Genomic DNA, 14,216 nt, shown 5'->3' on the forward strand with positions numbered 1-14,216 from the left:
ATCTATATCTCTTGTAACTTAAATTCTAAACTCCTAGCTCGACTCTTTAACCTCTGAAGTGCAACCTTTGAGTTCTGAGGTTAGATGATGGGGGTTGAAAGGCGATCGCTGCTGTAAAAAAACTAAACTACGATTTCCCCCCTTTTTAAGGGGGGTTAGGGGGGATCAAACCCTGTATCTGCTCACACACACTATCAAACTGATTTAAAACTTGGCTATTTGTAAACTTGAGAACCTTTAAACCATAGCCTTCCAGAATATGAGTTCTCTCCATGTCATAATCTTGACCTCGATCTGTAAAATGACTATCTCCATCAATTTCTATCACTACTTTTAAAATGGGACAGTAGAAATCAACGATGAAATGATTAATCGTCCGTTGTTTTAAAACGTGAAATTGAAAGGTTCTTAGATATCCATACCAAAGCTTCTTTTCTGCTGGAGTCATATTTTTGCGAAGTTCTTTTGCTCTTTCCACAAGCTTTGGATTGTAAGGTAGATGAAAATCGCTATTATTGAGGTTTTTGGTCATAGTTTATAGTTTTGATCCCCCCTGCCCCCCTTAAAAAGGGGGGTAATATATAGGTTATATGCACCTTTTTACTCGAACGTTGAGCCTCTGAACTCGGAAGTTGCACCTTTTTGCTCAAACGTTGAGCCTCTGAACTCGGAAGTTGCACCTTTTTGCTAGAACGTTGAGCCTTTGAACTCGAATGTTGCACCTTTTTGCTGGAACGTTGCACCTTTGAACTCGGAAGTTGCACCTTTTTGCTGGAACGTTGAGCCTTTGAACTAAAAAATAGAGCTTCAGAACTCGAAATGTTGTGCTTTTAACTCCAACATCCAAATTCTGAGCTTCAACGTTGCACATTTTAAGTGCAAATAGTGAACTCTTTTCTACAAAGCTGCTTTTTGAGACTTGGATTTTCCAGGTTTACGAGCAAATCGTTGTCCCATTTCCACAACCACTGCATCTAAACCCGTCCCTTTTCCACTGGCTTTGGCGTAGTTATACACCTGTAACGCGGCTGCATAAGCTTCACTACCGACTGCAAGAGATGTATCATCTACTAACTCTTGTAACTGCGTCAACGACAATAACACCGGATACAACGCTTCAAATAATTGCACGTCCTTCCGCATCTCATCCAAATCGAACGATCGCGGTAAAAACTCTGGATTCTGCGCCGCCATCTCTAATGCTTTGCTTACAAACGCCCGACTTTTATCTCCCATCTTGGGTAAAGTCTTGCGATCGTCGGCACTCAAATCAACCAAAAATGGTAGCTTTTCTTTAATGGTGGCGATCGCTTGCAACACAGCATCTCTGTCTGTTTGTGCCAATGTTGCACTAATTGGGTTCGTAGACATAGAAATCACTCTCCAGTATGTTTCTTCAGTCTAGAGTGCCCACATATACACCTAAAATTTCCATTCACATAGCAAAACCGCTCATCGTAATAAAGACTGATTGGGCGTTAACTGGCTCTCAAAACGGCTGTAAACAATTTGGGTTGGATACCAACAAGAAAACCAGTATAAATCTTGCATAACTTTACAATAATTACTCTCATCTGCTAACTCAAAGTGAACCAGAGCTAAATTATTCAATCCAACTACTTCTCGTCCCTCTTGAAACCAACGAGATTTCCAAAAAATCAGAGGTTGTAACCATTTCCATTTAGCATTTTCGGCTCGTTTCCAAGGAGCTATCAATGATAATATATCTGCTGTGTAAGTAGAAGTCTGAACGCTGTTTCTAGGTATCCACTCCAGTACACAATGCCAGTCAGGGTCATTCAGCAGCTGAGGATTATGGTGTAATTGTTTCTCGGAAATTTCTACCATATTGGGTGGCTTTATCCAGCCGATCCAATGTCGTACCTGTTCTGGTAGCAGCCAATCTTTCAATCGTGTATGAATCAGCCGCGTCAACATCTCTTCATTCTTCAATGCACTAGCGGTTAGCTGTATCAAGACAGATTGTAATTTGGAATGGGTGCGTGCATAAGATAAGTGAGCAACAGAACTGTAGTGAATATCCCCAGATAGAATCACGACTTGTTGACGTTCCTCAAACAAAGTAGTTAGGAATTTCGCCAGTGCTTCAACATTAATATTCCAGGCATCTCCAACATCTGTTGAAAAAACTTTCTCCTGGTTTAAGTGCCAATGATGAATCCAATCAATCACTTGTAATCCAAAAACATTTGTGGGCGCAATCACAAATGTAGTTTTAATCTGAGTTTGTTCAGTTACTTGTTGTAAAGGCAAAAGTAGTTGTTGCTCAAAAGCCTTTGGACACAACAGCATCGGCGGCGCAATTGGTTTTTGATCGGCTGGATAACCCCGCCATGTACGTGTATCCAGCACAATTACTTCATGGCAATCGCTGCGGACTATATAATGCCAAATCAGCGCTTCCGGATCTCGATCCAGAATAAATACTGCGCCGTCTCGGACTAAAATAGGTAAGTTTGTGTGGGGGTCGTTGGCTGGCATACCTAGATAACGAGCGATCGCCTGATTAGCCTTTGCATCTCTCCCTTGAGAAGCTGACCAAGCTTGTGCAGCCGCCAACAGCTTTTCACCTGATTTTCCTTCTGCAAATTGCTCTGGTGTATTGCCCCAACCTTGAAATACTGTATAGGCTAACAATGCATTTTGGACTATTCTTCGCCCTAATGGTTGCCCCAGCACGCGCAAACACCAAGCTTGGTTTAAATTCCAGTCATCAGTAACATCATGGTCATCAAAGATGGTGTACATGGGGATATTGGCAAGGGCGCGGCGCACTTTCCAAAGGGTATAGATAAATTGGCGCAAATGCTGGACTTCTCGGTTCCACTTCTTGATAGCATGGCGATCGCGCATTACTTGCTGCCCTTTGGGAAATGTTGTTGGCCAGCACACTGGCGACCAAGCGAGTAAATAAGTAGCGTAATATTCACCCAGACTGAAAAGATGACTGTTGACTTTCTCTGCTTTGTTATGTAGTCCTGCCGTCAAACCAGCTTGATTTGTCGCAGCATCAGCCCGTTCTCCAGGGGGTAGTTGCTGGGGAGTGCAGTACACTCCATTCACCGGAAGTTTTTCTTCCCAACCCAAGAGGGCATCACCAAGAGTAGTTGCAACCCACAGAGATGGTTCTGCTACATCATCTCCATAAATTTGATCTCCCGTGAGAAACAGCTGGTGAGGTCGGTGCTGGGGTTGATTTGCTGATGCCTGAATCATACTGTCGAGAATTGGCAGTGCATCAAACCCATGCCCATGAGGTTTACGGCAGGAAGCATGGACAATTTGCAAATCTTGAAAACGGTTTGGCGGTAAAGCAAAGGTTGGTTTTTGATGATCGAAGTAGCTGATGCTGACTGGAGGAGAGGAGTTTGAACATAATGCTTGTTGCATTTGCAGGGTTTGGTCAGCAACAGTAAACTGGAGGTCGTATGCATAGATGTGACTTCCAGTTAGGTGATGTCCAATTGTAGACCGAGCGGTGATGGCAACTACATAAAGATACTTACCCAGAGCAAAGGTAGAGCGTTCTCCCTCCAATAAGCAATTTCCGATTACTTCACCATCATTTGTTGTGTCATAAACCTTAAGTTTTACCTGACAAGACTGTTTTAGTGCGACCCATACTGTCACAGACTCTGGCTCAGTATATTTGAGGATTGGCCCCGCTAAAATCAGTGGTAGTTCTTGTAAAAACTCGTCCCCAACTTGGTACTTCATTGCAAACAGTTGACATGATGGTGTTTTAGATGTGTTACTTTGCTCCTAAATTGGTAGCCCAACTCATCTAATCACCAATCATGCATCAATTCTTATCTGTTTAACATCAGTTGATAGCGCAAATAGATTGCAGCCTAAAAGTTCAGGGACAGGCGATACGCCTATCCCATAAAAGTGATTATTTTAGGGAACTCCAAGAAATAAACTATCCAATCTTGTGGGGTGGGCAACATGAGCGCCCAGTTTATATGGCGGGCAAGACTTCGGCGTGAGCGCTCAGTCGAACGCTGCCCACCCTACAATCAATAATTGAATATTTTTTTATTTGGAAGTCCCTTAGTTAATTAATTTCGCGCGATGCCTTCTTCCCGCGCGGCACGTTGCACAGCAGCAGCAACAGCAGTGACAACACGCTCATCAAAGACTGAAGGAATAATGTGTTCCCGATTTAAGTCTGAAGGCTTAACTAAAGAGGCGATCGCACTTGCGGCTTCTAGGTACATTTTGATGGTAATTGTCTGTGCCCGACAATCTAAAGCACCACGGAATACCCCAGGAAAAGCAAGAACGTTATTGATTTGATTTGGGTAGTCGCTACGACCGGTCGCAATGACAGCCACATCTTTACTGATTAATTCTGGCTGAATCTCTGGAATCGGATTTGCCATTGCAAAGATAATTGGATCTTTTGCCATCGATTGCACCATTTCTGGTGTCAAAACTCCTGGTGCGCTGACTCCAATAAACACATCTGCTCCTTGCATTGCACCCGCTAATGTACCTTGACCTTTCACAGCAAATTCGAGTTTTTCTTCTGTCAAATCGCTGCGACTGGTAGAGAGAATCCCTTTAGAGTCGCACATCCAGATTTTTTCTGCCCCAGCTTTACGCAGTAACCGAGCGATCGCCACTCCCGCCGCCCCAGCACCGTTAATCACGATCTTGATTTCTGCTAAGGATTTATGTACGAGTTTCAAAGAATTAAATAACGCAGCCAAGGTGACAATTGCTGTACCGTGCTGATCGTCGTGAAAAACGGGGATATCTAATTCTTGGCGTAATCTCTTTTCAATTTCAAAGCAGCGAGGTGCAGCGATATCCTCTAAATTCACGCCCCCAAACACCGGCGCAATATTTTTAACTGCCTGGATAATTTCTTCTGTATCTTGGGTAGCGAGACAAATAGGAAAAGCATCCAGCCCCGCAAATTCCTTGAATAGCATTGCTTTGCCTTCCATAACTGGTAGGGCGGCAGCTGGGCCGAGATTTCCCAATCCCAAAACCGCACTACCATCAGTAACAATGGCAACAGTGTTCTGTTTGATGGTTAACTTGTAAACTTCCTCTGGATCTTGAGCGATCGCAGTACAAATTCGACCGACTCCAGGGGTGTAAGCCATTGCCAAATCGGAAACACTCTTCAGGGGAATTCTACTGCTAATGCTGATTTTGCCACCGCGATGCAAATTAAAGGTGCGATCGTAAACACTGAGTAATTTGATATCTGGCAACACCTTGATTGCTTGCACAATGGTTTCAGCGTGTTCAGTACTAGCAGCATCCACAGTCAGATCGCGGGTGGACTCTTTGCGGGTTTGCTCGATTAAATCGATTTGACCGAGATTACCGCCACAGGTTGCGATCGCATGTGTTACTGAGGCCAACATCCCTACACGATTGGGAATCTGCAAGCGCAGTGTCAAACTAAAACTAGAATTAGGAGTTAGGTCTGCCATGTTGATTTTGGATTTTAAGTTTTAGATTTTATATTGAATTGAGACAAAAACTAAAATTTAAGATTTGTAGTCTGTGAAAACACAATGTATGTAAACTTTTGGGATAATCATCAGTAGTTAGTTTATCCACTGCTTACAGTTTTGATAATTATTTTTATTTATACCAATGCATTTACTAATATAAATGAGTAACAATTTAGTAATTGTACCCAAATACACCAGATATTTTTTTTATATTTTATCTGTGTAAATATTTGTATAACTATAGCTTCATGCACAAAAAAAGCGCCCTCCATACAGAGAGCGCAGTGAATTTTAACTTACAATTAACCGTGAATTGTAGGTGCTGCATCTACGCCCGTCCTAGACATCGTTGCCAGAGGTACTGCCTCACCACCCGCTAAATCCAGGGGGAAGTTGTGAGCATTGCGCTCGTGCATCACTTCTATACCCAAATTGGCGCGGTTTAGCACATCTGCCCATGTATTAACTACATGACCTTTGGAGTCAAGAATTGACTGGTTAAAGTTAAACCCGTTGAGGTTGAACGCCATCGTACTGATGCCCAATGCCGTTAACCAGATCCCAACTACAGGCCAAGCAGCCAAGAAAAAGTGTAAAGAACGCGAGTTGTTAAAGCTGGCATATTGCCAAATTAACCGCCCAAAGTAACCATGAGCCGCTACAATGCTATAGGTTTCTTGTTCTTGACCAAACTTGTAACCGTAGTTTATAGATTCAGCTTCTGTTGTCTCTCTAACTAAAGAGGAAGACACCAAAGAACCGTGCATCGCGCAGAACAGGGAACCACCGAACACCGCCGCTACACCTAGTTGATGAAATGGGTGCATGAGGATGTTATGCTCGGCTTGGAATACGAACATGAAGTTAAACGTGCCGCTAATGCCCAGAGGCATCCCGTCAGAAAAGCTACCTTGACCAATTGGATAAATTAAGAAAACCGAAGTCGCAGCAGCTACAGGCGCAGAGTAAGCAACGCAAATCCAGGGACGCATCCCCAAACGATAGCTTAACTCCCATTGCCGACCGAGCCAGCAAAAGATACCAATCAAGAAGTGCAAGACAATGAGTTGATAAGGGCCGCCGTTGTAGAGCCATTCATCCATTGAAGCAGCTTCCCAAATTGGGTAGAAGTGCAAACCAATTGCATTAGATGTAGGTACAACAGCACCAGTGATGATGTTATTGCCGTATAATAAAGAACCAGAAACTGGCTCCCGAATGCCGTCAATATCAACGGGTGGTGCAGCAATAAAGGCAATAATGAAACAGATGGTAGCGGTTAATAGGGTAGGAATCATTAAAACGCCGAACCAGCCAATATAAAGCCGATTGTCGGTGCTAGTAATCCATTGACAGAAACGATCCCACAGGTTGCCGCTTTCGCTTCTTCCTAAAGTTGTGGTCATAACTGTGTTATTGATACATCGGTGACAACAAACTTTCCCAATTTTAAGAATTGAGAATTAAGCTGTTTTCAAAGACTTCGCCAAATACCTTCTCCCTAATAGCCGGGACTCTCTGGAATTACCTCACACCAAAAATGCTGTTAACTAATTTCCCAAAGGAGACTGTCTGAAAAAAGGGAAAAATTTCCCGGCTCCTAATATCACGTTTTACATTAGTAATTTTTATTTTTCAAGACATTATTTTTAAATTTTATTAAGCTAAACGCTCAACAAACTCAGCGTGTTTTTTTGAATTTAACCCTTGTTGCAGTATTGCTAAAACTTTTGTCATATCTCCTATGATTAGTGAGGTGACAGCTAACCACAAACCTGGAAAGACTTTACTTTTAATCTTTAAAATAATTACAACTAAAAAGCGCCCCCATTTATGGAGGCGCTTTTTATTTAGCTAAATCTTCAGAATTAACCGTTGATAGCAGGAGCAGTCAGAGCGACAGGTGTAACTTCACCAGCAGCTAAGTCTAGGGGGAAGTTGTGAGCGTTACGCTCGTGCATTACTTCCATACCCAGGTTAGCGCGGTTGATTACATCTGCCCAGGTGCTGATGACGCGACCTTGGGAGTCAATGATTGATTGGTTGAAGTTGAAACCGTTCAGGTTGAATGCCATCGTGCTGATACCCAAAGCGGTGAACCAGATACCGACGACAGGCCAAGCTGCTAAGAAGAAGTGCAGTGAACGGCTGTTGTTGAAGGAAGCGTATTGGAAGATTAAACGACCGAAGTAGCCGTGGGCTGCAACGATGTTGTAGGTTTCTTCTTCTTGACCGAATTTGTAACCGTAGTTAAGGGACTCGGTTTCGGTGGTTTCACGAACCAAGGAAGAAGTTACTAGAGAACCGTGCATTGCTGAGAACAATGAACCGCCGAATACACCAGCCACACCTAACATGTGGAAGGGGTGCATCAAGATGTTGTGTTCTGCTTGGAACACAATCATGAAGTTGAAGGTTCCAGAGATACCTAAAGGCATACCATCAGAGAATGAACCTTGACCAATTGGGTAGATCAAGAATACTGCGGTAGCAGAAGCCAGAGGTGCGCTGTAAGCTACGCAGATCCAAGGACGCATACCTAAGCGGTAAGAAAGTTCCCACTGACGACCAAGGTAGGCAGCGCAACCGATCAAGAAGTGTAAAATTACCAACTGGTAAGGACCACCGTTGTACAACCACTCATCAAGAGAAGCTGCTTCCCAGATTGGGTAGAAGTGCAAGCCGATTGCGTTTGAAGAAGGAACAACTGCACCAGAGATGATGTTGTTTCCGTAGATCAAAGAACCTGCAACTGGTTCGCGGATGCCGTCGATGTCCACAGGAGGAGCAGCGATGAAGGCAATTACGAAGCAGGTTGTAGCAGCTAGCAGGGTTGGGATCATGAGTACACCAAACCAACCGATATATATACGGTTGTCAGTACTGGTGATCCACTCGCAGAAGCGATCCCATACATTAGCGTCGGAGCGCCGTTGTAAGGTTGTGGTCATGGTTTTATAAGTGCTATGGGTTGTTAAATATGCAACAAGCGGATTTATTTTCGCCTGTTGAAATACAGTCTACATGAATTTACTTTGACGGGATCTTTGGCTTAATATTCTGTAACGTAATTCTTTAACAAGCTCATCGATCTGTAAAGTTTTCCTTCTATGAAATAATCAAAATAAAAGTAATAGATTCAGGCTTTTTCAGCCATTTCAACAATCAACTAGCTACCACTTTCAATGAAGCGATCGCCTAGTTATTTACCTTTACACTTCTTTACAATTAGTCGATGAAAAACATTTTAAGTCTTGTTGATTTGTAACAAGATATTAAGTTCATATTGTCTGATGATTCAGTTAAAAATCAAAGTAGATGTAGGGCAAACTGCCTTCAGGAGCTAATAACCAAACAGCGTAAAAACATAGGGGGACGAAGACAAGCTTAAGGGGCCAGTTAAACTCTAACTTCAGCATTCGATTGAATGCATAGACTACAGCCATAAGCGCAGCTAAACCTAGAAGTACCCAAGCGAGTTGGGATTGGCTCATATTTAAGGCTTCGATATAGACCTTTTCAGCAAACTGGGCGTCAGCCGGATAACCCCAAAGATGCCGAATTACCAAAGAAGAGTCTTGGAGATTAGGTAGACGGAACCAAATCCAAGAGGTAAAAACCATCATTTGAGTTAAGAACCAAGCGACAAAGATACCCAGAGGATTTTGCCAGAATTGTTCTAAAGTTTCAAAGCGATCGCTTATAGAATCTGTAAGTCGATGAACCACCAAAGCTAATCCGTGGAGTATACCCCAAACGACATAACCCAAAGCAGCACCGTGCCAGATACCAGCAATTAGCATCACAATAAATAAATTCCAGCAGGTACGGACTAAACCGCGACGGGAACCACCCAACGGAAAGTAGACATAGTTACGTAGCCAATCTCCCAGAGTAATATGCCAGCGCCGCCAAAATTCGGAAATATTGGTGCTGAAATAAGGAAAGTCGAAATTTTCAGGTAGAACTAAACCGAAAAGCATAGCACTACCACGGGCAATGTCTACGTAACCGTTGAAATCTAGATATAACTGCAAGCCATAAGCAAATGTAGCTAACCAGAGATCCGTACTACCGGCCCGTTGCAAATTACCGAAACATAAATCTACAAAAATTCCCAAGTGGTCTGCAAAAATACCTTTTTTGACTGCGCCCCTAGCAATCAACCACAGCGCTTGGGCTACTCTATTAGTATTGGGTAATTCTAATGTATTGAATTGATTTGCTAAGTTGTGGTAGCGCGTAATTGGCCCTGAAATCAGTTTGGCGAAGAATAATTTGTACGTAGCAAATTTGAGAAAATTATCAGTAGCAGGGGCACCGCGATAGACATCTATTAAATAAGCAATACATTCAAAGGTGAAAAATGAAATTCCCAAGGGTGCAATTAATTTAAAAGAGCTATCTGGTGAGTTTGTTTGAACATGAAAAACAAACTTGAATAAAGGGGTAAAATACTTAAAAGCTAATAGCAGAAAAACATTTAGAATTATACCCACCCACAAAACCTTTAAACGGCGACGATTCCAATCAACTTGAGCAAATTGCCACTCTTCGTTAGAAATTTGCCAGTCAAGAGAATGTTTCCCTGGTGATGTGTTGTTACCAATTTTCAGTCCTATACGGAAATTGATAAACGTCAATGCTAATAGTAATGGTATATATTGGATGTGCAAAGAGGAGTAAAAAACCAAACTAGCAATTAGCAGCGTCCATAATCGCAATTTATGTTGTGCTAAAGACCAGTAAATTCCTAACACACTCAATAAGAACAGCCCAAAGAAAATTGAGATAAAGTTCATTTTTTAGTCATTTGTCGTTTGTCATTTGTTATTTGTCATTTGTCATTGGTCATTGGTCATTAGTTATTCTCGCCTGCCCCCTGCTTTCTGCTTTCTACTCCCTCACTCCCACTCCCTACTTCACTGGCCAAGGAATCATCGGATCGTTAGCTAGCTTTTTTGATACTTCGTATGCACCAAACCGATTAAGGTGGCTAGGATCGGAAAAGAAATCATTTACTTTTGGCCACTGTTGGCTCAAATCACGATAAATAAAGTTGGGATTAGTAGCCAAACGCAACATATATTGCTGAAATTGTTGCTCATATTGTTTACGCACTGGATCTAAATAATCTGCCGTCAGAGGCATATTGACAAATACTAAGGAAATTTTCTGAGACTGGGTAAACTGAAGCACTTCTTGAAAAGCAGTATCTTGCTGTCCTTCTACTTGGAAAGATTTATAGTCGTTGTCATAATTTCCGGGAACTCGAGAATGTTTTTGATAATATCTCGCGGGATTAAAACGAATAGACAAGGGTAAAAAGCCATCAAAGTCAACCGCTTGCTGGGAAATACTTTCATCTGAAGTACCGTCTGTCAACTGTTTTTGTGATGCAACTGTCTGATTTTTACCAAATACGAGCAGTTGTTTTTGTAGTAAACTTTTAATTTGATCGCGGTTTTGATAGCTAGCAGAAACAGAGGCTAGAGCCTGATTTAATGACTGATTGACGGCTTCATAAGTACTAATTTCCTGTTTTTCTTCGTTTGTTTTTTGTTCTTCCGAATTTACTATATTCTCTGGTAAATCATTGCTATTTGCAGTGGTTGCTGTTTTTTGAAATGCTTGCTTATAACCAACGGATGCCGCAAGTGATTTAAAGGTAATATCCTCGCGTCCACCGTTGAAAGCACGCGCCCCATCTGCCCAGATAATTATTTTGGGTAGTTCTGATGGTTCCAAAACGTGACGAATCACAAAGTCTACAACTTGTGCCGTAGCACCGTTGATTCCGAAGTTAAACACGTCAAGATTTGGATAGCCTTGAGTTGCTAAAGCTTTAGAAAGTGCTGCGGGATCTACTCCTCTGAGGGCGCGCGAGGAGCCAATAATCAACACATCTGGCGGACTACCAGTTCTAGCCAAACGCTGTTTATACAGTGCTAGTTGCTCGTCTAACTGCCTAACATTAAAACTTGGCATCTGCGATCGCGCTGCTAAAAGAATAGCTGTTGCGGTTGCTTTTTCCTTCAGTGGTGCGGCTGCCAAATTATTTTTTGGGGTATCATCAGTCTGGGTAAATTCCGAAGCATTAAATACAGAACTCTGATTTGGAGGAGATTTTGTCTTGGAAGTGCTGCTAAAAAATGTCGTTTTCTCACTCTGATTTTTTCCAGATGTCAAAGATGCCTTTTGCTCGGAAGATGGAGATGGGAGGGTGGCACTAGCTACTTTTGGCGTGGGCGTAGTACGTGCAATAATTCGACCCAATACCCAATCAGTTTGCAGGGTGAGCAATAATCCCAGTGTTCCCCAAACTAGAGCAATTTTAATTCCTTGAACATCATGGTTACGTTCTGCTGAATCGCTGCTTTCGGTAAATAACTGGCTTTTCAACAAGAATTTTCTCGCAGTTGAACTCGCCGTTGCTATCCAATCTCGCGCTACTTCGGTTACAAAATTTTGAACTTCTTCTGTCGTTAAGTCTGGGCGCAAAATTGGTTCACTAGTCTCAGATGTTACTAAATCGTCAATGTATATAGAAGTAGCAGCAAATTCTGGGGTTGCTTCTGGTACTAAACGTTGGCGATGTTCAAGATCGACGCCATAATGCCAAAAAGGTTCTTTATTCCCAGCACGGCGACCGTAGATACGTACTCCCATAATACCGGAAATTTTTAACTGGCGGATAAACTGCGTAATTTTACTTGCTACTTGTTGTCGCTGTGGACAAACAGGTGCATCACACATAATGTGCAATAAACCATTTTTGTTCAGTAGAAGTACGCGAATTCCACCTGTCAATAGTCGCCAATCCAAATCAGGATTGAGTAAGCGCTCTAGTAAAAATACCATCGCTGGTTCATCACCAGTATTTGCCAAATCAAGTGGTGATATGGCAAAAGCGGGATAGTTTGCTGCGGGTAAACTCAACCAATCAATCCAAGTGGGTTCTTGGTCGCCTGCTTTTTGTCCGTATACGGTGGCGGCGAGAATGGCTTGAGGAGCGATCGCTTCTAGCTGCGGTAAAATTGCCTCTAAGCACGCTACCTTGTCTGGGATCGGGGCTGTTCCTAAAGGATCGAAAGCTGGGATACAAAAAATATGTAGCGTTGATTCTTTCAAAGAAACTTGCACACCAACTTTTAACCCTGATAGTACTTCAGCTAATAATCGAGCGATCGCTTGCACATCTCCCCAACGCGCCCACTCTTTCAGCATCACCTCTGGTGGCGTCAAATCCACCCGCAGCAGCCAATCAGGATCAGTTTCGCCGCTTACCTGAGAAACAATTACGGCATCTTGGTACCCGGAAAGCTTGAGATAACGCAACTTTTGTGCTATCGGTTCAGCAAGCAACGATGCATCAGGGCTATAGCTTGACTGGCAAAATATCCACAGACGATTTTCTTCTGGCTGAGAATTCTTGGGCTTATATGGCTTAATCTTTACCTGTACCGATACACCTAACGTACTCAAAGTTTCGCTAAGATATCGAGCGATCGCTTCTGGATTCCCTTGGCGTGCCAAACTTTCGTTAGAGACAATTAGCGCCCCACCCGATTGTTTTAATTTTTCCGAGTCTGCTAGCAGCGCTTGTTGCACCTGATCGAGATGCTTATCTATTTGATTCAAGTGAACCCGATGGCACCACGAGGGACGCTGTTCCCCTTTTCTGCGGCCATAGACAAATACTTGATATATTGAGGTTTGTTCGCTGTTTGTGAGGATATCTAAGTTTGTTTGCTGTAGTGCTTGCAGCAAATCAGACAAAGTACGCCAACGCTGCGGACATTCTGTACCTTCACAAAGAATATGAAGGTCATTTCCCCGCAACCGGACTTTCACTCCGAAAGTGTTGATCCCTGTTGCTTGGCTTACCCATTGCACTAAGGACTGCTGGCGATCTGGTACTACTGTTTTCATGCTCAGTTAACTTTACAGTCAGCGATGGTTGGGGGATAGTGCCTGCACTTGTAAACTAGAACCATAGGTTTATCACACTCTGACGTTTTTTTTTAACAATTTTGTTACCTTCGTAGCTCACAAAATCGGACAAGATAGTCTTGTATAGGTTGCAAGTCTGACTAATGTTGAGTTTTGCGTTTATTTTACTAATAGGGAGTCAGAAATCAGAAGTTAGGAGTTAGGAGTTAGGAGTTAAAAGTTAGGAGCCAGGAGCTAGGAGTCAGAATAATTCTATATGACTGGCTGATGACTTGTCCTTTAAAGCCGGATTTGTGTCCGACTACGCTAATGTCCCGGATCGGCTAAACAAATAATCAGCTTATCTCATTTCAACTCCATTCCTTTATCGTTGGAGTCATCCTAACTCCTAACTCTGAACTCCTAACTCCTAACTGCTTTTTACTCATAATTCCCATAACCAAAAATTAGCAATGCCTCCTACCAACCAACAGTCTTCACCTAAACCCGCATCCAATCTGGATTTGTTTCCCATTCCTCAATCGTTCCTTTTACAAATAGGTACAGCGTCTATATTACTGCTGCTGATTACTGGAAAAACTACAGTAAGAGCACTAGAAGCCATAGGAGAAGCTAGTGAAGAATTATTTCGAGGCGATCGCCTACCCAATTTAGATTTCCCAGATGAACGCGAAATCAATCAAGATGAGAAGATATACACCAAATAATTATTTGCTCAGGAACAACCCAGCGAGCATTAAGTGCAAAACCTAGAACCGTAAACAG

General features: G+C 42.6%; 9 protein-coding genes. 1 reads left to right on the forward strand and 8 read right to left on the reverse strand.

Annotated elements, in window-relative coordinates; genetic code table 11:
- Window positions 1–145: 145 nt before the first annotated feature.
- From RMX89_RS16265 to RMX89_RS16305, 8 genes are all read right to left on the reverse strand, one after another.
- Window positions 146–532 carry an endonuclease domain-containing protein gene (locus RMX89_RS16265; RefSeq protein WP_322689620.1) on the reverse strand — a complete coding sequence of 129 codons (387 nt, stop codon included), beginning with the start codon at window positions 530–532 and terminating at the stop codon, window positions 146–148.
- A 365-nt stretch (window positions 533–897) separates the two neighbouring features.
- A complete protein-coding gene (locus RMX89_RS16270) occupies window positions 898–1,371 on the reverse strand; it encodes a hypothetical protein (protein WP_322689621.1) in 474 nt (157 codons plus the stop codon).
- An 81-nt stretch (window positions 1,372–1,452) separates the two neighbouring features.
- The gene (locus RMX89_RS16275) at window positions 1,453–3,738 is read right to left on the reverse strand and encodes a PhoD-like phosphatase (RefSeq protein ID WP_322689622.1); all 2,286 of its coding nucleotides are present in this window, start codon (window positions 3,736–3,738) and stop codon (window positions 1,453–1,455) included.
- 344 nt (window positions 3,739–4,082) lie between these two features.
- Window positions 4,083–5,474: a malic enzyme-like NAD(P)-binding protein gene (locus RMX89_RS16280; protein WP_322673243.1), complete on the reverse strand. Its 1,392-nt coding sequence runs from the start codon at window positions 5,472–5,474 to the stop codon at window positions 4,083–4,085.
- A gap of 326 nt (window positions 5,475–5,800) precedes the next feature.
- Complete coding sequence (gene psbA / locus RMX89_RS16285) at window positions 5,801–6,904, reverse strand: photosystem II q(b) protein (protein WP_322689623.1); 1,104 nt, start codon at window positions 6,902–6,904, stop codon at window positions 5,801–5,803.
- A gap of 462 nt (window positions 6,905–7,366) precedes the next feature.
- Window positions 7,367–8,449, reverse strand: coding sequence for a photosystem II q(b) protein (psbA, locus tag RMX89_RS16295; protein WP_322682206.1), 1,083 nt, complete (start codon window positions 8,447–8,449; stop codon window positions 7,367–7,369).
- A 351-nt stretch (window positions 8,450–8,800) separates the two neighbouring features.
- On the reverse strand, window positions 8,801–10,300 hold the full coding sequence (locus RMX89_RS16300) for an MBOAT family protein (RefSeq protein WP_322689624.1): 1,500 nt from the start codon (window positions 10,298–10,300) through the stop codon (window positions 8,801–8,803).
- Between the two features lie 115 nt (window positions 10,301–10,415).
- A complete protein-coding gene (locus tag RMX89_RS16305; protein ID WP_322689625.1) occupies window positions 10,416–13,430 on the reverse strand; it encodes a DUF1574 family protein in 3,015 nt (1,004 codons plus the stop codon).
- 473 nt (window positions 13,431–13,903) lie between these two features.
- On the opposite strand from RMX89_RS16305, the gene RMX89_RS16310 reads away from it, so the two are divergent.
- Window positions 13,904–14,158: a hypothetical protein gene (locus RMX89_RS16310; RefSeq protein WP_322682203.1), complete on the forward strand. Its 255-nt coding sequence runs from the start codon at window positions 13,904–13,906 to the stop codon at window positions 14,156–14,158.
- Window positions 14,159–14,216 lie beyond the last annotated feature (58 nt).

The organism is Nostoc sp. DedSLP04 (genome assembly GCF_034530775.1).
Classification (GTDB): domain Bacteria; phylum Cyanobacteriota; class Cyanobacteriia; order Cyanobacteriales; family Nostocaceae; genus Nostoc.